Raw genomic sequence first — 20,958 nt, 5'->3', positions numbered from 1 at the left:
TGCGAGCGTGCCTTGCTTCTTGGTCCCGGCTGGTTTTCGCGCTGGAATGCAGAGGTCAGGAACTGGCCGAAAACAAGGAGAAACATCGTGCCTGTCGTCACTATTCAGCAAGGCCCCAAGACGGTCGAGCAGAAGCGGGACCTGATCAAGCGCATCACCGACGCTTTCGTTGACGCGTACCAGGTCCCGGCCGAAGCCGTGGACGTGTGGTTCCACGAGGTGCCCACGGACAGCTGGGGCCGCGCCGGCAAGCTGACCGCCGACAAGTAGGCGGTTGGGCGGTGGAATCTCCCGGGTGCGAGAGTGAGGCTCTACACCCGGGAGGACCGCTGTGACCGACACCAGCCTGTGGCATCCGTTCGCCGACATGCACGCCGTGCGCGGCGCCGAGTTCGTGCTGGAACGCGGCGAGGACGTGTGGGTTTACGACACTGCGGGCCGGCGCTACCTCGATGCCACCGCCTCGCTCTGGTATTCCAACATCGGCCACGGCCGGCCGGAGATCGCCGCCGCGATCGTCGCGCAGTTGGGCAAACTCGAGGCGTACGGCATCTTCGGGAACATGACCAACGCGCCGGCCCGGGACCTCGCGGCCCGGGTCGCGTCGTACGCGCCGATGCCGGCCGCGAAGGTGTTCCTCACCTCCGGCGGCGGCGATTCCATTGACACCGCCGCGAAGATCGCCCGCCGCTACTGGCACGCCAAGGGGCAGCCGGAGCGTACCCACATGATCAGCCGGACGAACTCGTACCACGGCACCCACGGCATCGGGACCGGCCTTGCCGGCATCGCCGCGAACCGGGACGGCTTTGGTGAGTACGTACGAGAGTCCGAGCGAGTGGCGCATGACGATCCGGCCGCGCTGCGCAAGGAAATCGAGCGGATCGGGCCGGAGAAAGTGGCCGCCTTCTTCGCCGAACCGGTGATCGGTGCCGGTGGTGTTATCCCGCCGGCGCCCGGATATCTGGAGCAGACCGCCCAGATCGCCAAGGAATACGGGGTGCTTTTCGTCGCGGACGAGGTGATCTGCGGGTACGGACGACTCGGTCGCTGGTTCGGCATCGAGCGTTTCGGGGTGGTGCCCGACCTGATCACGTTCGCGAAAGGCGTGACGAGTGGCTATTTGCCGCTCGGTGGGGTGATTTCCTCCGCCGAGGTGGCGGCGCCGTTCTGGGACGAGGGCGGCCGGGTTTTGCGGCATGGTGCCACTTATGCCGGCCACCCGACCTGTTGCGCGGCGGCGCTGGCCAACCTTGACGTGCTGGAGAATGACAATCTCATCCCGCGCGGCGAGGAGCTGGAAGGGCCGCTGCACGACGCTTTGCGGTCGCTCGCCGAGCATCCGGCGGTGGCTGAGGTGCGGGGCGGCACCGGCCTGCTGGCCGCCGTCGAGCTGCACCCGGACGCGTTGGCCGCGAACCCGGCGGCGATCGCGGCGGTCGCCACGCACGCACGTAACGAAGGCGGGGTTTTGCTGCGTACGCTCAACACTTCGCTCGCGGTCTCGCCGCCACTGACCGCCACCGAGGACCATTTCACGATCATTCGGCAGGCTTTCGACGGCGCTCTCGACAGCCTTTCGTGAGGCGTACGACACCGCCGTACGCCTCACGAATGTCCGGTCAGACCGCGGTGTAGATCGTGGTCGTCACGACCATGATGACCGTGCTGACCGGCACGATGGTGCCGGGACCGCCAGGCGGGTGGATCGGGAGGTGGCCCGGCCGATTCGTGACGGGCCCACAGATCCCCTCTTCCCAGTCACCGTTGGGTACGAGACCGATACCGGAGCCGGGTGGGCTCGCACCCGCGTTGGTCGCGGCGACCGCACCGGTCACGGTGTCCCACGCTCCAGTCGCGTCGACCGGCAGCGCGGTGACCTTACCGTCGATCGCCACATAGGACACCGCGCTGCCGGTGGGGGAGACGGCGGCAGCCAGCGGTGCCCCGCTCGGCGTTCTCGTCGTCCACGGTTGCGGGTTGGGTTCAGCGATGAGGGGACCGAAAGGAGCCGGCCGGGCGAGGAAAACGCGGCCGTCCTTGCCGGTATAGAACAGGGACAGTGACCCGGGGGTCGGGTCGGCGTTCGCGTTCGGGGTGACCGTGATACCACCGCCGGGTGCGGGAGTTCCGTCGCCGGTGAGGACGAGGTCCGTCGCTCCGCTGCCATTGGGGTGGGTCCAGGAAGCGTGCACCGCGTGGTTTGAATCGACGTAGAAGACGCCGAAGTCCCCATTTGACAGTCCAACGGCAGTGATCGTTGCCTTCGCCGGGAGGTTGGGGGCGGGCAGGGTCACGGGTGGGGTTGCCGGGAGGGCCATCGATGCGGATGAGGTAGTCGCCTCGACCTTGCAGGGATCGTTGCCATCTCCCGGAGCCAGCACCATCCGTGGCGTACTCACGTCACTGGCGGCGGTCATCAACCGGATTTGCCCGTCGGCGAGCACCGCCGCGATCGGGCCGCCGGCGACCGCGGTGCCGGGATTCGTGATCGGCGTCGCCTGCCCCGACAGGAGCGAGCAAACCCGGTAGATCGAGCCGTTGTTCCCGACGAAGTAGGCGACCGCCGTGCCGCTTGCACTGCGGACGGCGGTGATCCCGCCGCCCGGTGGCGCCACATTCGTGGCGGTGATCTCCGTTGCGGTGTTCCAGCTGTGGTCGGCGGCCTGGCCGAAGCTGGCCACCGCGCCGTTGGAGTCGATGAAGAAAGCGGAATGGACCTCCGGCTGGCTCGCCGAGGCCTGTGGCGCCCCAACGCCCGCGATAAGGCACAGCGTGCCCAGCACCGCCGCACACGTCCCCGCCAACAGTGCGCGTACGCGCCATCGCCGTCTTGGGTTTCCTGGTAGTCGCGTCATGATCTCCCGTCCTCTTTATAAGCGGTGGTTCTCCAGCGGCGAAATCTGTCACGATGCTCTGGACGGCCTCTGGACGCCAGGACCGAAAAGGCGGGTGACGATGACCGATAGGGCAGCGGACACCCTGTCGGTCCGGCTGCTGGGACCACCGCGGGCCTTGGTCAACGGCAAGGACATTGCCCTCGGGCCGCCGAGGCAGCGCGCACTTTTCGCGGTGCTGGCGCTACGGTTCAATCAGGTCGTTTTTACCACCCAGCTGATCGACGCAGTGTGGGGCGAGGATCTCCCTGGCGGCCCCAAAGGTGGCGTCCACACCTATGTGGCAGGCCTGCGCCGGGTGTTGGAACCAGGCAGAACCCGCCGCTCGCCTGGCACCGTCCTGCAGTCGTACGGCTCCGGTTATCGGTTGAATGTGCCTGCCGGTCAAGTGGATGTGGCCGAATTCGAGCGGCTCCGGGAGGATGGCCGGCGCTTCTGGCAGGACGGCGCGTACGCCGACGCCAACACGACTTTCCAGGCGGCGCTGGACCTTTTCGACGGCGTGGTGCTCGGGGATGTGGCTGGACCGTTCGCCGCGGCGCAACGTGACCGGCTCAGCGAGCTGCGCCTCGCGATGGTCGAGGACCGCATCGACATTCTGCTGGCGCAGGGCCGGCACGCCGAGGCGACCGGGGAGATGGAAACCCTCACCCGGGACCATCCGCTGCGCGAGCGGCCGTGGGCGCAGCTGATGCTGGCGCGCTATCGGGACGGCCGACAGGCCGCCGCGCTCGCCGCGTACGACCAGGCCCGGGCCATTTCCGCGGACGAGCTCGGGTTGGATCCCGGGCCGATGCTGACCGAGTTGCGGCAGCGGATCCTGGCCGGCGACCCGACGCTGTCCCGGCCCGTACCGGCGCTGGTCGCGGCCGCCACCGCGACCCGGGTCCAACGCACTCTTCCGCGCGACACCAGGAATTTCATCGGCCGGGACCCCGAGGTCGAGACGATCCTGCGGCTGGCCGCCGAGCCACCTCCGGATGCATCGGCGGTGTGCGCGATCGACGGGATGGGCGGAGTGGGCAAGACCAGCCTGGCCGTCCACCTCGCCCAGCGGCTCGCCGGCCGGTTCCCGGACGCCCAGCTTTACCTGGATTTGCATGCTCACACCGCCGGCACACGGCCGATGAGCCCGACCGCCGCACTCGACAAACTGTTGCGAGCGCTGGACATTCCGGGCGAGCGCATTCCGGCCGATCTTGACGACCGGGCCGGGCTGTGGCGCGCCGAGGTGGCCCGCCGGCGCGCGGTTTTGGTGCTGGACAACGCGGCCGACGCCGGCCAGGTCCGACCGCTGCTACCGGGCGCGGCCGGGTCGTTCGTGCTGATCACCGCGCGCCGCCGGCTGGTGGGGCTGGAGGCGGACGAGTTTCTCACCCTTGATGTGTTGCCAGGCCGTGACGCGGTCGCGCTTTTCGCGGCGATCGTGGGCGCGGACCGGGCCGGCGCCGAGCCGGCCGCCACCGAGGCGGTAGTACGGATGTGCGGCTGCTTGCCGTTGGCCGTGCAGATCGCGGCAGCCCGGATGCGACATCGCGAGGGGTGGACCGCGGCCCACCTGCTGGCTCGGCTCGACGACGAGAAGAGCCGGCTTTCCGAGCTGCGGGCCGACGATCTGAGTGTGGCCGCCACGTTTTCGTTGTCGTACCGGTCGCTCGACGCCGCCGGTCAGCGGTTGTTCCGGCTGCTCGGGCTGTTTCCCGGGCTGGGACTGGGCATTCACGCGATGGCCGCACTCGCCGGTACGGACGTGAGTGCCGTCGATCGCGCGCTGCAGGACATTCTCGAGGCGCATTTGGTGGACGAACCGGAGCCGGGCCGCTACCGGCTGCACGACCTGCTCGGGATTTTCGCCGCCCGCCGGTGTCAGGCCGAGGAAAGTGTCCAAGACCAGCGAGCCGCACGGTTGCGGCTGTTCGGTTTTTACGTTCACAGCACCAACAACGCCGAGGAGCTGATCCGCCCGGCTCGGCGGGACCGGGCCGCCGAGCCGCCGCCGGGCACGGTCGTACGACCGCTCGCTGACCGGGTCGACGCGCTCAGGTGGCTGGACTCCGAGCGCCCGAACCTGGTGCCGATGGTGCGGGCCGCCGCCGAGCACGGTTTTCCGGACCAGGCGTGGCGGATTTCCCGTTATCTGTGGGGTTTCTTCGAGGCTCGCGGGCTGTGGGCGGACTGGATCGCCAGCCACGAGATCGCGCTGTCCTGTACGCGCGAGGTCGGCGACCAGCTCGCGCAGGCCCGGATCCTGGTCGGGCTCGGGGTGGCGAAAAAGGACCTGCGCCGCTACGACGAGGCGATCGAGCACTATCTCGCCGCGCGGGTTTTGATGCGGGCGGCGGGTTTTCGCAGCGGTGAGGCCGGTGTCCTCACCAATCTTGGGAATACCTATAGGCATGTCGGCCGGCTGGCCGAAAGCGTCGACTGTCATCAGCAGGCGGTCGAGATCAGCCGGCAGGGTGGCGACAGTGTGGGCGAGGCGATCGCGCTGAACAACCTCGGCCAGATTTACCGCGATGCCGGTCGTTTCGAGGAAAGCGTGCGGTGCGAGGAGCAGGCGTTGCGGATGTGCCGTGCGGCCGGTGACCGGCAGCTGGAAGGCGTCGCGCTGGACAACCTCGCGCGGGCGTACCTTTCGTTGCGGAGCTTCGATCTCGCTTTCACGTACGCGCGCCAGGGGCTGGTCACCTGCCGGGCGGCCGGCGACCGGTACGGCGAGGCGGTCATCCTGGACTGCCTCGCGCGCATTTACCGCGTCACGGATCGGTTCGCGGAGGCGGCGGACCACTGGCGGCAGGCCCTGGTTATCGCCGAGAGCCTCAACTCCCCGTTGGCCGCCGACCTCCGCGATCACCTGGACGCCCTCAGTAGCCGGGCCACAGTCCGCTGAATCCCGGCTTGGTGTTCGGCAACGGAGTGAGGGTCACGTCTGACCAACCATTGACCTCGCCGGTTGTCTGGCCTACGACGTAATAAATGCCGCCGGCGAAGCCCCGGTTATCCTCGATAATGGCCGCGTTGGTGTAGTGATGCGGCACAAATACCGGTGGATTAAGGCTCTTCCAAGCACCCTGGTCGGCGATCCGGTTGATATGCCAGGGAAAGCCGGCAGTGTTGTTGTCCCGCCACCATTCGGCTACCCCGCCGCTGGCCAATGGGGTGACCAGCTCGAAATTGCCGATGGTTTTCGGATCGATGCTGGTCGCCCCGTAGGTGCTCTGGATGAGCCCGGGCGGCCCGCTGATGTCGCTGATGGTGGAACCGTCCGCGACCATGAGCCCGTCGTCGTACCAGACCCCGGCTTGCTCGTACCACTCGTGCAGGTTGCCGCCGGTGGTCCTGGCGATCACCTCGAGATGTCCCCAGCTGCTCTCGATCATCGCGACCGCGTCGTATTTCTCCTCGCCGGCGAAATGTTCGTCGAAGGTCCACGGACTGCCCGGGCTGCCCGCGCTGGTGCTCCAGTGGCTCAGGCCGCCGGTGGCCAGCGGTGCCACCACTTCCAGGCGCGCGCCGCCGCCGTCGCCGTAGTCGCTTTCCACGAATGCGGGGGACCCAACGGTTTTGGTGGACGTCACCAAAGTCGGGGTGACGGAATAGCCGCTCAGGAAGAAAAGCCCACCGCTGGCCTGGCCGCGGTAGACCACCAAGTGGCTCGCGCAGCTCGCAGTGATGATCAGCTGCGGTGACGCCGGCGGGTCAGAGGGCGGCAGAATGCCGACTGGTGATGGCCCGGACCACGTGTTGCCGGCGGGATAGGCGTACTGCCAGCTGCCGATATCCGCTGACGTTTGGACCCCGATGGCCTCCAGATTGCCGCCGGCGAAGTCCTGGCTGCCGCGAGGAGGGCAGTTCTGTTTGAACCACCCACTGGCGGTGAAACTGGTCGAATACCTCAGTGGGACGCTCGCCTGCACCGGCGTACTTCCCACTACACACACGATCGCGGCCGCGCCGGCCGCCGCGGCTATCCGCCACGAAGTTCTGTTTCCCATGGACACCCCCATGTCGGTCCGCGAGCTGGACTGCTCGCGGCCTCATGATGGCGCCGGATTCTGGATGTTCTCTGGATACTCAGTGAGCGGCCTGGACGGCCGCCTGGGCGAGAGTGGGCCAGTGCTCGGACTGCGAGGCCGGCAGCGCGACCCAGTCCTTGAACGGGCGGCCCTTGCCGGCCGGGTCGAAAAGCACCGCTTCGGGCAGCGCCAGCGCCTTCTCGTGAGCCGCGCTGCCGGCGCCGAGTTTGACCCCGAACTCGGCGCGCTTGAGACAGCAGATGGCCTTGCCGTCCAGCATGATGGCGCGGGCGCCGAACATCTTGCCGGCGCTCACCCCGCGGCCGGCCAGGTCGTCCACGATGTCATCGAAAACCTCGTCAGCGGTCATGGATTTTTCCCCTCAGGTGCGGATCGCAGGAGAGCATCCCGGCGATCGATCAGAAAGTCGCGCTCGACCGTGTTTTCGGCCTGTGCAATAGCTTCTTCGTACGCGACGGCCGCTTCGGCCGCGCGGTCCACTTTGGACAGGAAATCGGCTCGGGCAACCGCGGTCAGGTGGCTGTGCGGCAACCGGCCGGCTGCGTCCAGATCCGCCAGCAGCCGCAGGCCCACCGCCGGTCCATCGGCCATGCCGACCGCGATCGCGTGGTTGAGGTGCACCATCGGGGAGGCGGTGGCCGTCGCGAGCAGCTGGTAAAGCCCGGAAATCTGCTTCCAGTCGGTCGCCTCCGCGGCCGGCGCGTCGGCATGTACGGCGGCGATTGCCGCCTGCAGGCCGTACGGCCCGGCCGCCCCGGAGCGCAGCGCCCCGACCAACAGTTCCCGGCCCTCAGCGACCTGCGCCCGGTCCCAGAGATCGCGGTCCTGTTCGGGCAAGGTCACCAGCCGGCCATCCCGGTCCGTACGGGCCGCTCGCCGGGCATCGGTGAGCAGCAACAACGCCAGCAGCGCGGGCACTTCCGGCTCGGCGGGCAGCAGGTGGTGCAGGATCCTGGCCAGCCGGATCGCCTCGGCGCACAGCTCAGCGCGGATCAGGCGGTCACCGGTGGTCGCGGTGTGTCCTTCGGTGAAAAGCAGGTAGATGACTGCTTGCACGGCCGGCAGCCGGGCCGGCAGGTCCTCTGCCGCCGGCAGCCGGTAGGGGATGCCGGCGTCCCGGATTTTGGCTTTTGCCCTCACGATCCGCTGGCTGACCGTGGCCTCCGGGACCAGGAACAACCGGGCCACCTCGGCGGTGGAAAGGCCGCCGAGGCAGCGCAGGGTCAGTGCCACCTGAGCCGTCCGGGCCAACGCCGGATGGCAACAGGCGAAGAAAAGCAGCAGCCGGTCATCGGGGACCGGCTCGTCGTCGGCACCGGCCGGGGTCACCGGGGTAGCCGCCAGCAACCGGACTTTCTCGCCGTACGTACGATCCCGCCGGATCCGGTCGATGGCGCGGCGGCGGGCGGTGGTCACCAGCCACCCGCCCGGGCTGGCGGGAACACCGTTCGCGGGCCACTTGGCGGCGGCCGTCGCGTACGCGTCGCTGAGCGAGTCCTCGGCGAGGTCGAAATCGCCGAGGACGCTGATCAGCCGGGCCAGCACGCGGCCGTGATGGTCTCGGAAAACCTGGGCGAGATCTGTCATCCGTAGGCTGGACGAACCTCAATGGTCCCGTGCCCGGCGCCGGGGCAGCGGCTGGCCCATTTCAGCGCTTCGTCAAGGTCGGCGCATTCCACCACGTAGAAGCCGCCGAGCTGTTCCCGGGCTTCGGCGTACGGGCCGTCGGTGATCAGGGTTTCCCCGTCACGTACCGAAACCGTGGTCGCGGTGGACGTGCCCTGCAGACGTTTGCCGCCCCGCATCACGCCCGCTTCCACCAGATCGTTGGAGTAGACCTCATAGTCCGTCAGGCCAGCGGCGGTGATGGCCGCCGCCTGGGCGTCGGCGGTCAGCTCGGCTGAATAGATCAGGATCAGATATTCCATGGCGATGGCTCCTGGCGTCTGCGGGCCCGGTCGGGCCGTTCACAGGAGTCACGAACGGCCGTCTCCGAGACCGACACCACCATACTGTGACGCCAGCCACAGGGCTTCTCAGAGCGAGCTGACGGCCATTTCGGCGGCGACTGCCTCGGCGTAGATGGCACCGTCCCGGCGCACCGAGCGGCTGTCCGAGTCGGCCCGGCTCGGATTGGTGTTGTAGCGGCGCGTACGAGCCACCACCAGCGACACCGGGTGCCAGCGCTGGGGCGCGTTGCCGGCATCCACGCACACCAGGGTTTGGCCGCACAGCTGGCAAACCCCGCCCAGCAAATCGGCGTGGCCTTCGACGATCGCGACCGCGTCAATCCGCCACGGTTGCCATACGTCGTGCGGGCAGTCAATGTTCAGGCTCATGCCGGCAGCGCTCCCGTCATCGCATCGATCGAACCCATTACCTGCGGTTGAAGCCCGTCTCCCCGAGGCACCGATCCATCCCGGGCAACACGGAATGGAGCAGGGCCGATCCGCAGGATTCGAATGATCAGCTGCGGATCGGCCCCGGGCCTGTGCGAACCGCCGCGCTGATCCGGCGCGGCGGCGGTTGGTCTCGCCCGGCGGCCCGACAGTCGTTGGCGGGTCGTGCGACGAAACTGATGGAGCAGGTCAAGATCGGTGGAGCTATCGTCCCGGATTTCGGTGCCTGAACTGGGTTTCGGACCGGAAAGACCGGTCCGAAACCCAGCTGGGCCCGGAGCCCCCCACGACCGCAGGCTGGACGAGGAACCGCACGACACCGCCATGGGGCCGTACGGCCGGAGTCTCGAAGACTCCTGTCTCGTCATCCCTGCCTCCGTGTCAGTCGTTGGCATCCGTGACTGGGCAAATATCTGGTTTTGGTGGTGCTGAACGCCTAGCGGTTGAGCAGGTAGTCGAATTCGCCCTCTTTGGCGCCGGCAAGGAACGCGGCGATCTCGTCCACGGTGTAGACGAGCGCCGGACCGTGCGGGTCCCGCGAGTTGCGAACCGCGATCTGTCCACTGTCCAGACCCGCGACCTCAAGGCAGTTGCCCTGCGCGCCACTGAACTTGCTCTTGCGCCAAGCAACCGCACCCAGATCCTGGGCCGGAACACCGTTGCTGATCTCTTTCACTGCTGGTCCCCCCTTGCCTTTAGGAGTGTATGCCACACAGCGTGCATTTGCACGTGCATCTGAGTGTGCATTTGCACGGCGCCCGTGTCAATGCACGCGCCAATGCACGTGCAGCTACTCTGAGTGAGGAGCTTGCCGGGACAGAGGGCAGGTGACCTGGAAAAACGGTGCTAGAAACCCGATCGGGGCGGATACACCGATGGTGGGGCAGTCTTGTGACCGGAAACGGTCAGTAGTGCTTCTTGAGCGCTTCCTGGATAATTTCGCGGCTTTCCTCCGGCGTGGCGGCCTCGGCCGTGAGCCGGTGGGTGACCTTGACATAGAGCTCGACCTCGGCGGGCTTGTCCAGATAGAGCGCGCCGGTCGGATACTCGATGTAGACGACGTCCTGTAGCTCGCGCTCGGCGAACCGGAGCAGCGAGAACGGCACCTCGGCGCCGGTGGTGGCCCGCTTGAACGGGACGATCTGGACGGCGATCGTCGGTGACTGGCTCACCTCGAGCAGGTATTCCAGCTGCTCGTGCATGACCGCTTCGTTGCCGACCAGGTGGTAGAGCGCGGATTCGTCGATGACGGCCCAGAGTCGGGGCGAGCGAGGCCGCGACAGCAGTCGCTGGCGTTGCATCCGTACGGTCACCCGGCGGTTGATCTCCTCCTGCGGGGAGTCCGGGATGCCCCGAGCGATGACGGCCTTGGCGTACGACTCGGTCTGCAGCAGACCCGGGACGAACTGCAGCTCGAAGGTCTGGATCCGGGACGCGGACTCTTCCAGGCCGACATAGTTGTGAAACCACTTCGGCACCAGCTCGCCGAACCGGATCCACCAGCCTGGCTGGTTGGAGTCGCGGACCATCTGAAGAACGTCGTCGCGCTCGTTCTCGTCGGTGATGTCGTAGAGGGTCAGCAGGTCCTCGACGTCGATCTCTTTGAGGCTGACCCGGCCGAGTTCCATCCGGCTGATCTTGGACTCGGAGCCGCGGATCTTCTTGCCGGCGTCGCCGCGGGAGATGTTCTTGCTCTCGCGGAGTTTGCGCAGCTGACTGCCGAGCATCATCCGCTGGGCGGTGGAACCGCCATCAGAGGACTCAGCGATCGCCACTGCCTCGAACCTCCCCGAGCCAATCGACACCAACGTTAGTTGCGGACTCGCCAGGGACCTGGCGGAGTCTGATCCTAGTCCTGGAAGCCTCGTTGGTCACGCAAGGTACACGCTCAGTGCCCCTCGTTGCACGTCTTTGACCGGCTGGATAGGAATGCGGAAACTGACAGAACTCCCTGACCGGGATATTTGCGGGTCGCACTGGGCGTCTGCTGCCCGATCCCCTACTCTAGGTGCTCAGCGTCGTCGCCGAGCCAACCGTGAGCGAGGCCACCGACATGTCAGGGATCCGGCAGCCGGACGACATCGACCATGCCGCCCCGGTCGCTGCCGCCAGTCGCCCGAGCGACGCCCGGGTGTACGACTACGCCCTCGGTGGCAAGGACAACTTCGAGATCGACCGGCAGGTCTTCCACCGGGTGTCGGCGATCGCGCCGCAGATCGCCGAGGCCGCTATGGCGAACCGAAAGTGGCTGCTTCGGGCGTGCCGCTGGCTCGCCCGCGATGTCGGCATGGACCAGTTCCTGGACTGCGGTTCCGGGTTGCCCACCACCGAGAACGTCCATGAGGTGGTCCAGGAGGTGAACCCGGAGGCGAGCGTCGTCTACATCGACCGTGACGCGGTGGTGGTCGCCCACGGGCGGGCGCTGCTCGAGGAGAACGACCGGACCCACTTCATCCAGGCCGATCTGTCGATGGCGGAGAAGGTGTTGGCGGACCCGGTGGTGAGCCGAAACCTGGACTTCGACCGGCCGATTGTCATGCTGCAGTGCCTCACCCTGCAGGGAATCTCGGACCTCGCGGTGGCTCGCCACGTGATGGAGACGTACGTCGCGGCGCTGCCGGTGGGGTCGTACGTGATCGTCACGCACCCGTACAACCCGCACGACAGCAGCCTCGAAGGAGTGCGGGCGGGGCAGATCGAGACGGCCGCGCGGTCGTTCTTCACCCGGCTGCGGTTCCGGGACCGGGAAGAGATCATGTCGCTGCTGGGTGGGCTGAAGCTGGTCGAACCGGGCCTGACCTACCTGAGCCAGTGGTGGCCGGAAGGACCGGGCCTGGAGCCAGCCACCGACGTGGATCGAGTCCTGTTAGGAGCGGTCGGCCGCAAGACCTAGGACATCTGGCAGCGGCTGCAGGGACGACTCTCGTACGACCAGGGTGCACGGGAGCTGCCGCGGACCGGTGATCGGCTGGCCGGCGATCGTCTCCAGTAGGCACTGCGCGGCTCTGCGTCCCACCGCGTGCAGGTTGCGGTCCACGCTGGTCAGTGGCGGCCGGCTGGCGAACACCATCACGTCCCAGTTGTCGAAGCCGCAGACCGCCACGTCGGCCGGCACCTGACGGCCGGATTCGCGCAGGTGGTCGGTCACCCCGCGGGCGATCTGGTCGCTGCCGCAGCAGATGGCGTCCAGGTCCGGATGGGTACCGGCCAGCCGCTCGGCGGCCCGCCGGCCGTGCTCCTCGGTCCACTGTCCGAAGTGGACAAGATCGGGTCCCGATGGCAGTCCAGCGGCCGAAAGCGCCTCCTGAATGGCGCTCGCCCGCAGCCGCGCGGCGAGGTGGCCGGCCGGTCCGGTGACGTGCCCGATCCGGCGCCGGCCGGAGTCGATCAGGTGCTGGACGGCAAGCCGCGCGCCGCCGGCCTCGTCGGAGGTCACCGACACGTCCCGCGGGTCGGTGGAAGGCGCCATCGCATAGACGACCGGCACCACGGTGTCGATCGGCGGTCGCGGCTCGATCCGCCGGCCAGTGACCACGATGCCGTCCACTCGGCGGGCTTGCAGCGTACGGATGTAGTGCCGCTCGCGTTCGGCGTCGCCTCGGCTGTCGCACAGGAAAACCGACATCTGGCCGGCTCCGAGCGCCTCCTCGGCGCCCAGCATCACCGGCATGCTGAAACGGCCAAAACTGTCGTTGGTCAGCAGCCCCACCGTGTAGCTGCGACCGGACAACAGGCCGCGGGCCAGTGCATTGGGTTCGAAACCGAGTTCGGCCGCCGCGGCGAGCACCCGGGCCCGGGTCTCTGGCCGCAACTGGCCACGCCCGTTCACCGCTTTCGAGGCGGTTCCCACCGAAACGCCCGCCTTGGCGGCCACTTCGGTGATGGTGGCCTGCTGCCGCCGCTCAGCCATCTGTCCGTTCCCTGCTAGGTTCGTTGCGGAAAACCTTTGCCGCGCCAGTTTACCGCCCGACAGGGGAGCTTATGTCGGATAGCGATCTTTTTGTCAGCACAGGGCCGGTGCTGCTCGGCCCGGCGGCCCGTGCCACGTTACGGCCGATGACCGAGGCCCGGATCCTCGGGGGGTTCTGGTCGCGGCGAAAGCGCGCCAATCGCGAGGTCGGTATCCCGGCGGGGCTGCGCCAGCTGGAGCAGGCCGGCAACCTGGCCAACCTGCGGCTCGCCGCTGGCCGAACGACTGGGGCGTACCGCGGAAAATATCCGTTCCAGGACTCAGATGTGCACAAATGGCTGGAAGCGGCGGCCTGGGAGTTCGGGCCCAGCCTTGAGACGCACGCTGGCCATCTCGTCCAGCTGATCACCCAAGCCCAGCAACCAGACGGATACCTGAACTCGTACTACCAGGTCTTCAAGCCGCAGGCGCGGTTCGCCGAACTCGACTTCGGACACGAGCTTTATTGCGCGGGGCACCTGATCCAGGCCGCGGTGGCCGACGCGCGATCCAGCGGCGGAATGGCACTGCTGGCGGTGGCCTGCCGGCTGGCCGACCATCTCGACACGGTTTTCGGTCCGGACGGCCGCGAAGGCATCGACGGCCACTCGGAAATCGAGACCGCGCTGGTTGAGCTCTACCGGCAGACCGGCACGACTCGATATCTCGACCTGGCCAGGATCCTGGTGGACCGGCGTGGGCACGGGCTGATCGGCGACAGGTCCTTCCCGGCCAGCTACTACCAGGACCATGAACCGGTGCGTACGGCCAAAACCGTGGCCGGCCACGCCGTACGCCAGCTCTATCTCAATGCCGGTGTCACCGACATCGCCATCGAGACTGGCGACGGCGAGCTCGGGCAGGCGATGGAGCGGCAATGGGAGGATATGGTCGCCACCCGTACGTACCTCACCGGCGGCGTCGGCGCCCACCACGACGACGAGTCCTTCGGCGATCCGTATGAGCTGCCGCCGGAGCGGGCCTACTGCGAGACCTGCGCGGCCATCGCATCGATCCAGTGGAGTTGGCGACTTCTGCTGCTGACCGGTCGATCTCGCTACGGCGACCTGATCGAGCGAACTCTTTACAACGGATTCGCCGGCAGTGTTTCGCTGGATGGGAAACGCTATTTCTACGTCAACCCGCTGCAGGTCCGGGATGACCATCCGGTCACCGGCCGTCAGCCGTGGTTCAAGTGCGCCTGCTGCCCGCCGAACATCATGCGGCTGCTGTCCACGGTGGACCACTACGCGGCCACCTCGGACCAGTCCGGACTGCAACTCCACCAGTACGCAACCGGCTCGTACGGCGGAGGGCCTGCCCAGGTGCGAGTGCGTACGCGCTATCCCTGGGAGGGCACGGTTTCGGTGGAGGTTTCCCACACCAGCGACGATCCGTGGACATTGAGCCTGCGGATGCCACACTGGTGCCGTCGAGCGTCCATTGTGGTCAACGGGGTCCCTCTCGATATCGAGCCGGTAGACGGGTATTTGCGGGTCACGCGTGGCTGGACCGCCGGCGATGTCGTGGTCGTTGATTTCCAGCTTTTGGTGCGTACGACGGTGGCTGACTCCCGGGTGGATGCGGTACGTGGATGCGCGGCGCTGGAACGCGGGCCGATCGTCTATTGCCTGGAAGCCGTCGATCAGCCTCCAGGCGTCCGACTTGACGACGTTGTTCTCGATGTGGCAACGAAAACGCAGTGGCAGCCGGATGTGTTGGGTGGTGTGGTGACGGTCGCCGCCGCGGGATGGGTGCGCGAGCGCGGTGATTTTTCGGGCTGGCCCTACGGGGTGCGGTCGCAGCTGGGGGAGCGGGTCTCGCTCCTGGCGGTGCCGTATTTCGCTTGGGGCAACAGGGAACTGGGCGCCATGCGAGTCTGGATTCCGGTGACGTGACGCAAGTGCGGGGCGTTGCGGACTTTGGACGCGGACCCTGCGGAATCCTTGACATGATCGGTACAGCGCGAAACGATGAGAGCGGGAATCCGCTATAACGCAGCGAAAGACGACCAGAAGAGGACAAGTGAGCTTGGCGGGGAAGAAGACGCTCGGGGTCGCGATGGTCGGGTATGCGTTCATGGGGGCCGCGCATTCGCAGGCGTGGCGCACCGTGCATCGGGCGTTTGACGTTCCGGTGGTGCCCGAGATGAAGGTGTTGTACGGGCGGACCCGGGACGCGGCGGAGGCGGCGGCCGGCAAGCTGGGGTGGGCGCAGGCGGGCACGGACTGGCGCGAGGTCCTTGGCCGCGATGATGTCGACATCGTGGACATCTGTACGCCAGGGGACACTCACGCGGAGATCGCGATCGCGGCGCTGGCGGCCGGGAAACACGTGTTGTGTGAGAAGCCACTTGCGAACACCGTTCAAGAGGCCGAGGAGATGGTCGCCGCCGCTCGGGCCGCGCGTGAGCGTGGGGTTCGGGCGATGGTGGGGTTCAACTATCGGCGGACGCCGGCGCTGGCGTTGGCGCGGGACATGATCGCGGCCGGTCGACTGGGCCGGATCGCGCACGTACGGGCGCAGTATCTGCAGGACTGGATCGTGGATCCGGAGTTCCCGCTGGTGTGGCGGCTGCGGAAGGAATCGGCCGGGTCCGGGGCGCTGGGCGACATTGGCGCGCACATCATCGACTTGACCCAGTTCGTCACCGGGCAGCGGCTCACCGGGGTTTCCGCGCTCACCGAGACTTTCGTGAAGGAGCGGCCGTTGCCGAGTGCGGCGACTGGCCTGTCTGGCACCGGTAGCACCGAAAAGGGTGCGGTCACGGTGGATGACGCGGCGCTTTTCTTCGGACGGCTCGATGGCGGGGGGCTGGCGAGTTTCGAGGCGACCAGGTTCGCGACCGGACGCAAGAACGCGATGCGGATCGAGGTGAACGGGTCGACCGGCAGTCTCGCCTTCGACTTCGAGTTCATGAACGAGCTGCATTTCTATGACGGCACCGAGCCGGCCGCCGAGGCCGGTTTCCGGCGGATCCTGGTGACCGAGCCGGACCACCCGTACATCGGTGCCTGGTGGCCGCCCGGTCACGGCCTCGGCTACGAGCACACCTTCACCCACGAGATCCGGGATTTCCTGCTGGCGGTGGAAAGCGGTACGGATCCGGCACCGTCCTTTGAGGACGGTCTGGGCATCCAGCGGGTGCTCGCCGCGGTCCAGGACAGTGCCGAGAGCCGATCGCTGTGGGTCGATATTCCGCTGACGTAAGAAAATCATCGACAGGAGAGCTCATGCCGCGCCCCGTCACCCTGTTCACCGGGCAGTTCGCCGACCTGCCGTTCGCCGAGATCTGCCGGCTCGCCGCGCAGTGGGGTTATGACGGCCTGGAAATCGCCACCTGGGGTGACCATTTCGAGGTGGATCAGGCTCTCGCCGACGATTCGTACGTGGAAAGAAAAAAGGCCGTGCTCCAGGAGCACGGCCTGAAGGTGTGGGCGATCTCCTGCCATCTGATCGGGCAGGCGGTGTGCGACCATCCGATCGACGAGCGGCACCAGAACATCCTGCCGGCCCGGCTGTGGGGCGACGGTGATCCCGAAGGCGTGCGGCAGCGCGCCGCCGCCGAGATCAAGGACACCGCTCGGGCCGCCGCGAAGTTCGGCGTGGACACGGTGATCGGCTTCACCGGCTCGTCGATCTGGCACACCGTGGCGATGTTCCCGCCGGTGCCGCCGGAGATGATCGAGCGCGGATACCAGGACTTCGCGGACCGGTGGAATCCGATCCTGGACGTTTTCGACGAGGTCGGCGTGAAATTCGCGCACGAGGTGCATCCCAGCGAAATCGCGTACGACTACTGGACCACCGTACGGACGTTGGAGGCGATCGGGCACCGGCCAGCCTTCGGGCTGAACTTCGACCCCAGTCATTTCGTCTGGCAGGACCTGGATCCGGTCGGTTTTCTGTGGGATTTCAAGGATCGCATCTACCATGTGGACTGCAAGGAGTCGGTCAAGCAGTTGAATGGCCGCAACGGTCGGCTGGGTTCGCACCTGCCGTGGGGCGATCCGCGGCGCGGCTGGGATTTCGTGTCCACCGGGCATGGAGACGTGCCATGGGAGCCAGTTTTCCGGATGCTCAACTCGATCGGCTATACCGGCCCGATCAGCGTGGAGTGGGAGGACGCCGGCATGGACCGGCTGGCGGGTGCGCCGGACGCACTGGCTTTCGTCCGTAGACTCACCAAGATCGAGCCGTCCGCGACCTCCTTCGACAGTGCTTTCAGCTCGGGCGACTGACCCCGCGAGGGAGTCCAAAGTGGACGGTTTCGCGAGTGGTCTCGCGTTCCTCGACGGTGGTCGGGCCGAGTGCTGACAAAGTGTCGATGACCTGGTCGACGAGGTGATGGGGAGCCGAGGCGCCGGCGGTCAGGCCGACCACCCGTACGCCGGCGAGCCAGTCCGGGCTGAGGCCGCCCACGTCGTCGATGAGGTGGGCACGGGTGCCACGGCGCAGCGAGAGCTCCACCAGCCGGCGTGAGTTGGAGGAGTTCAGCGAGCCCACCACCAGCACCAGGTCGGCCTCGTCGGCGATCGCTTTCAGCGCTTCCTGCCTGTTCGTGGTGGCATAACAGATGTCGTCGGAGGCGGGGCCACGCAGCTGCGGGAACCGTTTTTTCAGCGCCTCCACCACTTCGGTGGTTTCGTCCACCGCCAAGGTGGTCTGGGTCAGATACGACACGCGGCTCGGGTCCTCGACCTCCAGACTGTCCACATCGGACACCTCGGGCACCAGTACGGTACGGTCCGGTGCCTCGCCAACGGTGCCCTCGACTTCCTCGTGGCCGGCGTGTCCAATGAGGACCACGGTGTCGCCGCGGGCGGCGAACCGGCGAGCCTCCGCGTGCACCTTGGTGACCAACGGGCAGGTCGCGTCAATCACTGTCATGGCCCGCCGCTCGGCCTCGGCGCGTACGGCCGGGGACACGCCATGGGCGGAAAAGACGACCGTGGCGCCGTCTGGTACGGCGTCGAGCTCGTCGACGAAGATCGCGCCGCGCTCCCGCAGATCGGCCACCACGTGCGCGTTGTGGACGATTTGCTTGCGCACGTAGACCGGGCCTTTTCGTTGCGCCAGCGCGCATTCCACGATCTCGATGGCCCGCTCGACGCCGGCGCAGAAGGACCGCGGTGCGGCCAGCAGCACGGTCCGCGGCCCAGCGACGGCCTGCCAGGCCGGGCTTTCCACGTCGACGAGCGTGGGCATGGGCCCTCCTCTTCCGGATTTCAGCGATATTCTTCAGCGATCGCGTTGGACAACCAGCTGGGCGAGCGCGGTCAGGTCCGCGTCCGCCCGGTTTTGGGCGGCACACGCGTGTAAGTCGTGCAGGGCTCGGACGAGCAGGTCGTCCGCCTGGTCCTGACTCCAGTCCCGGCCACCGGCCAGGTCCACGAGCTGCGCGGCTCGGTTCAGCTCGGCCTCGGTCAGTGGCCGCTCCCGGTGGTAGAGCTGGGAAAGTTCGTCGCCGGCCGGGGTGCCGGAGGTCAGCGCCGCGACCACCGGCAGGCTTTTCTTGCGGTTGCGCAGATCCGAGAAGACCGGTTTGCCGGTGACCGTCGGATCTCCCCAGATGCCGAGCAGGTCGTCGACGTGCTGGAAAGCCAGGCCCAACTGCCGCCCGAAAGCGGTGAGGTGACCGAGCTGTGGTGCCGTTGCCCCGCCGTAAAGACCGCCGAGGGCACAGGCAGAACCGAGCAGCGCCCCGGTTTTCAGCTCCGCCATCGTCAGGCATTCGCTGAGGTCCACATTGGACAGTGACTCGAACGCGAGATCGGCACTCTGCCCGTCCAACAGCTCCATGACGGTCGCGCCGAGTGTCCGCATCGCCTGCGGGGTAGCCGGATGCTCGCAGTGGGCCAACACGTCCAGGGCCAGCATCAGCAGCGCGTCACCGGCGAGGATCGCTGGGCTGGCACCGAAAACCTTCCACACCGTCTCTCGGTGCCGACGCGTCTCGTCGCCGTCGATGACGTCGTCGTGAACCAGCGAGAAGTTATGGACGAGTTCCACCGCGGCGGCCGCTGGCACCGCGTCCGGGCCGGTGCAGCCGACGGTTTTGGCGGCGGCCAGTACGAGTGCGGGCCGCAACGCTTTCCCGCCACCGGCCCGGACCGCGGTGCCGTATTCGTCCCACCACCCGAAGTGATAGCCGGCCATTCGGGCCATCGACGCGGGCAGCGTCCCCACCGCCGCCCGCAGGGTCGGCTCGACGGTGTGCCGGGCGGCGTCCAGCATCTCGTGCGCGGACCGCCCGGCCGCCGTGACCTCGACGATCGTCATCGGCCCAACTCGACGTTTTCGAGGACCCCCAAGGCATCCGGGACCAGCACGGCAACCGAATAGTACGCGCTGACCAGGTACGAGAGGATGGCTTTCTCGCTGATATCCATGAAACGTACGTTCAACCCGGGCTCGCGCTCGTCCGGCAGGCCGGCGTGGTGCAGCCCGATCACGCCCTGGCTCTCCTCGCCGGTCCGCATCGCCAGAATCGAGCTGGTGTTTTGTTCGGTGATCGGAATCTTGTCGCACGGGAAGATCGGCACACCCCGCCAAGCCATCATCATCCGGCCATCCACTTCCACCGGGTCGGGGTAAAGGCCGCGACTGGTGCATTCCCGGCCGAAGGCGGCGATGGTTCGTGGATGAGCCAGGAAGAACCGCGTCTTGCGCCGCCGGGACACCAGATCGTCGAGATCGTCCGGGGTCGGTGGACCATTGCGGGTTTGGATGCGCTGGCTGAGATCCGCGTTGTAGAGCAGGCCGAAATCGCGGTTGTTGATGAGGTCGTATTCTTGCCTTTCCCGCAGTGCCTCAACAGTCAGCCGCAGCTGCTGGTCGACCTGGTTCATCGGCTGGTTGTAGAGATCGGCGACCCGGGTGTGGATGCGCAGCACGGTCTGCGCGACCGCCAGCTCGTATTCCCGAGGCGAGGTTTCGTAGTCCACGAACGTGCCGGACAGGTCCGGCTCGCCGGAATGCCCAGAGCTGAGCGAGATCTCCGCCTCGCCGCGGGGATTCTGGGCCGGTCGCGGTTGGGACAGCACGTCCTGGATGTGCGCCCGCAGTGGTTCGGACTGGCCGTTCATCTGTTGGAAGGACTGGAAAGGCAGCTCCAGCAGGATGCACGGTGTCACCGCTTTCACGGTGAACTCCCAGATCGCCGGGCCGGCGAGGGCCTGGTCGCCGAAGTAGTCGCCGTCGGCGAGCCCGCCCAGCAGCATCTCGTCACCGTACTGGCCGGTCCCGAGCTTGCTGACTTTGCCGTACGCGATCAGGTAAACCCGGTCGGCCGGCTGGCCGGCCTCGGCGATGATGTCACCGGCCGCGTACGCGCGCTGTTCGAACCGGCTGGCCAGTGCGCCGAGCACGCCGTCATCGGTGAAATCACGCAGCAGCGGCAATTCGCGCAGTTCCTGCGGAATCACGCGGACCTGGTCGCCGGTGCTCACAAAGGTCACCCGGCCGTCGCCGACGGTGTAGGTGAGCCGTCGGTTGACGCGGTACGCACCGCCGGAGACCTGCACCCACGGCAGCTTCTTCAGCAGCCACCGCGGGGTGATGCCCTGCATCTGCGGAACGGACTTGGTGGTCGTGGACAGGGCCCGGGCGCCAGCCGTACCGAGGCTGAGTCTGGGTTTTTCGTCCACCTCAAGGTCGGACTCGGAAACCGACAC

19 protein-coding genes are annotated in these 20,958 nt (G+C 67.2%); 7 read left to right on the top strand and 12 right to left on the bottom strand.

What is annotated here, in order from left to right:
* Window positions 1-87: 87 nt before the first annotated feature.
* Together dmpI and ABD301_RS18900 are read left to right on the top strand one after the other, a co-directional pair.
* Window positions 88-270, top strand: coding sequence for a 4-oxalocrotonate tautomerase DmpI (gene dmpI / locus ABD301_RS18905; RefSeq protein WP_163569384.1), 183 nt, complete (start codon window positions 88-90; stop codon window positions 268-270).
* A gap of 61 nt (window positions 271-331) precedes the next feature.
* Window positions 332-1,585 carry an aminotransferase family protein gene (locus tag ABD301_RS18900; protein ID WP_279581013.1) on the top strand — a complete coding sequence of 418 codons (1,254 nt, stop codon included), beginning with the start codon at window positions 332-334 and terminating at the stop codon, window positions 1,583-1,585.
* 37 nt (window positions 1,586-1,622) lie between these two features.
* On the opposite strand, the gene ABD301_RS18895 is transcribed toward ABD301_RS18900, so the two are convergent.
* Complete coding sequence (locus ABD301_RS18895; protein ID WP_344311565.1) at window positions 1,623-2,858, bottom strand: hypothetical protein; 1,236 nt, start codon at window positions 2,856-2,858, stop codon at window positions 1,623-1,625.
* Window positions 2,859-2,958: 100 nt separating this feature from the next.
* Between ABD301_RS18895 and ABD301_RS18890 the strand changes: the two genes are divergently transcribed.
* The gene (locus ABD301_RS18890; RefSeq protein ID WP_344311564.1) at window positions 2,959-5,787 is read left to right on the top strand and encodes an AfsR/SARP family transcriptional regulator; all 2,829 of its coding nucleotides are present in this window, start codon (window positions 2,959-2,961) and stop codon (window positions 5,785-5,787) included.
* Here ABD301_RS18890 and ABD301_RS18885 read toward each other — a convergent pair.
* From ABD301_RS18885 to ABD301_RS18855, 7 genes are all read right to left on the bottom strand, one after another.
* Entirely contained in the window at window positions 5,762-6,892 is a 1,131-nt protein-coding gene (locus ABD301_RS18885; protein ID WP_344311563.1) for a hypothetical protein, read from the bottom strand. The genes ABD301_RS18890 and ABD301_RS18885 overlap by 26 nt on opposite strands.
* A 79-nt stretch (window positions 6,893-6,971) precedes the next feature.
* The gene (locus ABD301_RS18880) at window positions 6,972-7,283 is read right to left on the bottom strand and encodes a hypothetical protein (RefSeq protein WP_344311562.1); all 312 of its coding nucleotides are present in this window, start codon (window positions 7,281-7,283) and stop codon (window positions 6,972-6,974) included.
* Window positions 7,280-8,521 carry an RNA polymerase sigma factor gene (locus tag ABD301_RS18875; protein WP_344311561.1) on the bottom strand — a complete coding sequence of 414 codons (1,242 nt, stop codon included), beginning with the start codon at window positions 8,519-8,521 and terminating at the stop codon, window positions 7,280-7,282. The genes ABD301_RS18880 and ABD301_RS18875 overlap by 4 nt, the downstream gene beginning before the upstream one ends.
* Complete coding sequence (locus tag ABD301_RS18870) at window positions 8,518-8,862, bottom strand: YciI family protein (RefSeq protein ID WP_163569376.1); 345 nt, start codon at window positions 8,860-8,862, stop codon at window positions 8,518-8,520. Before ABD301_RS18870 ends, ABD301_RS18875 begins: the two co-directional genes overlap by 4 nt.
* A 108-nt stretch (window positions 8,863-8,970) precedes the next feature.
* Window positions 8,971-9,273: a hypothetical protein gene (locus ABD301_RS18865; protein WP_163569375.1), complete on the bottom strand. Its 303-nt coding sequence runs from the start codon at window positions 9,271-9,273 to the stop codon at window positions 8,971-8,973.
* Between the two features lie 496 nt (window positions 9,274-9,769).
* A complete protein-coding gene (locus tag ABD301_RS18860; protein WP_163569374.1) occupies window positions 9,770-10,009 on the bottom strand; it encodes a DUF397 domain-containing protein in 240 nt (79 codons plus the stop codon).
* A 229-nt stretch (window positions 10,010-10,238) separates the two neighbouring features.
* A complete protein-coding gene (locus ABD301_RS18855) occupies window positions 10,239-11,108 on the bottom strand; it encodes a helix-turn-helix domain-containing protein (RefSeq protein WP_344311560.1) in 870 nt (289 codons plus the stop codon).
* Window positions 11,109-11,341: 233 nt separating this feature from the next.
* Between ABD301_RS18855 and ABD301_RS18850 the strand changes: the two genes are divergently transcribed.
* Window positions 11,342-12,226 carry an SAM-dependent methyltransferase gene (locus ABD301_RS18850; protein ID WP_344311559.1) on the top strand — a complete coding sequence of 295 codons (885 nt, stop codon included), beginning with the start codon at window positions 11,342-11,344 and terminating at the stop codon, window positions 12,224-12,226.
* On the opposite strand, the gene ABD301_RS18845 is transcribed toward ABD301_RS18850, so the two are convergent.
* Window positions 12,200-13,243 carry a LacI family DNA-binding transcriptional regulator gene (locus ABD301_RS18845; protein ID WP_344311557.1) on the bottom strand — a complete coding sequence of 348 codons (1,044 nt, stop codon included), beginning with the start codon at window positions 13,241-13,243 and terminating at the stop codon, window positions 12,200-12,202. The genes ABD301_RS18850 and ABD301_RS18845 overlap by 27 nt on opposite strands.
* A 71-nt stretch (window positions 13,244-13,314) precedes the next feature.
* Between ABD301_RS18845 and ABD301_RS18840 the strand changes: the two genes are divergently transcribed.
* From ABD301_RS18840 to ABD301_RS18830, 3 genes are all read left to right on the top strand, one after another.
* Window positions 13,315-15,180 (top strand): glycoside hydrolase family 127 protein, encoded by a 1,866-nt coding sequence (locus ABD301_RS18840; RefSeq protein ID WP_163569373.1) that lies wholly within the window; start codon window positions 13,315-13,317, stop codon window positions 15,178-15,180.
* Between the two features lie 127 nt (window positions 15,181-15,307).
* A complete protein-coding gene (locus ABD301_RS18835; protein WP_344311556.1) occupies window positions 15,308-16,492 on the top strand; it encodes a Gfo/Idh/MocA family protein in 1,185 nt (394 codons plus the stop codon).
* 23 nt (window positions 16,493-16,515) lie between these two features.
* Entirely contained in the window at window positions 16,516-17,523 is a 1,008-nt protein-coding gene (locus ABD301_RS18830) for a sugar phosphate isomerase/epimerase family protein (RefSeq protein ID WP_163569372.1), read from the top strand.
* On the opposite strand, the gene ABD301_RS18825 is transcribed toward ABD301_RS18830, so the two are convergent.
* From ABD301_RS18825 to ABD301_RS18815, 3 genes are read right to left on the bottom strand one after another with little or no spacing between them, the layout of a single operon-like run.
* Window positions 17,507-18,490: a 4-hydroxy-3-methylbut-2-enyl diphosphate reductase gene (locus tag ABD301_RS18825; protein ID WP_344311555.1), complete on the bottom strand. Its 984-nt coding sequence runs from the start codon at window positions 18,488-18,490 to the stop codon at window positions 17,507-17,509. The two genes, ABD301_RS18830 and ABD301_RS18825, sit on opposite strands and share 17 nt — an antisense overlap.
* Window positions 18,491-18,523: 33 nt before the next feature.
* Window positions 18,524-19,564 (bottom strand): family 2 encapsulin nanocompartment cargo protein polyprenyl transferase, encoded by a 1,041-nt coding sequence (locus ABD301_RS18820; RefSeq protein WP_344311554.1) that lies wholly within the window; start codon window positions 19,562-19,564, stop codon window positions 18,524-18,526.
* On the bottom strand, window positions 19,561-20,958 hold the full coding sequence (locus ABD301_RS18815; protein ID WP_344311553.1) for a family 2B encapsulin nanocompartment shell protein: 1,398 nt from the start codon (window positions 20,956-20,958) through the stop codon (window positions 19,561-19,563). Before ABD301_RS18815 ends, ABD301_RS18820 begins: the two co-directional genes overlap by 4 nt.

The organism is Fodinicola feengrottensis, from assembly GCF_039530045.1.
Taxonomy (GTDB): Bacteria; Actinomycetota; Actinomycetes; order Mycobacteriales; family HKI-0501; genus Fodinicola; species Fodinicola feengrottensis.
This window is presented reverse-complemented; position numbering and strand designations above follow the sequence as displayed.

Bases quoted from the DNA above. Each gene is read 5' to 3' on its own strand.
- ABD301_RS18825 (WP_344311555.1), bottom strand. From the start codon at position 18,490: ATGCCCACGCTCGTCGACGTGGAAAGCCCGGCCTGGCAGGCCGTCGCT.
- ABD301_RS18875 (WP_344311561.1), bottom strand. From the start codon at position 8,521: ATGACAGATCTCGCCCAGGTTTTCCGAGACCATCACGGCCGCGTGCTG.
- ABD301_RS18830 (WP_163569372.1), top strand. From the start codon at position 16,516: ATGCCGCGCCCCGTCACCCTGTTCACCGGGCAGTTCGCCGACCTGCCG.
- ABD301_RS18870 (WP_163569376.1), bottom strand. From the start codon at position 8,862: ATGGAATATCTGATCCTGATCTATTCAGCCGAGCTGACCGCCGACGCC.
- ABD301_RS18840 (WP_163569373.1), top strand. From the start codon at position 13,315: ATGTCGGATAGCGATCTTTTTGTCAGCACAGGGCCGGTGCTGCTCGGC.
- ABD301_RS18880 (WP_344311562.1), bottom strand. From the start codon at position 7,283: ATGACCGCTGACGAGGTTTTCGATGACATCGTGGACGACCTGGCCGGC.
- ABD301_RS18820 (WP_344311554.1), bottom strand. From the start codon at position 19,564: ATGACGATCGTCGAGGTCACGGCGGCCGGGCGGTCCGCGCACGAGATG.
- ABD301_RS18895 (WP_344311565.1), bottom strand. From the start codon at position 2,858: ATGACGCGACTACCAGGAAACCCAAGACGGCGATGGCGCGTACGCGCA.
- ABD301_RS18845 (WP_344311557.1), bottom strand. From the start codon at position 13,243: ATGGCTGAGCGGCGGCAGCAGGCCACCATCACCGAAGTGGCCGCCAAG.
- ABD301_RS18885 (WP_344311563.1), bottom strand. From the start codon at position 6,892: ATGGGAAACAGAACTTCGTGGCGGATAGCCGCGGCGGCCGGCGCGGCC.
- ABD301_RS18890 (WP_344311564.1), top strand. From the start codon at position 2,959: ATGACCGATAGGGCAGCGGACACCCTGTCGGTCCGGCTGCTGGGACCA.
- ABD301_RS18865 (WP_163569375.1), bottom strand. From the start codon at position 9,273: ATGAGCCTGAACATTGACTGCCCGCACGACGTATGGCAACCGTGGCGG.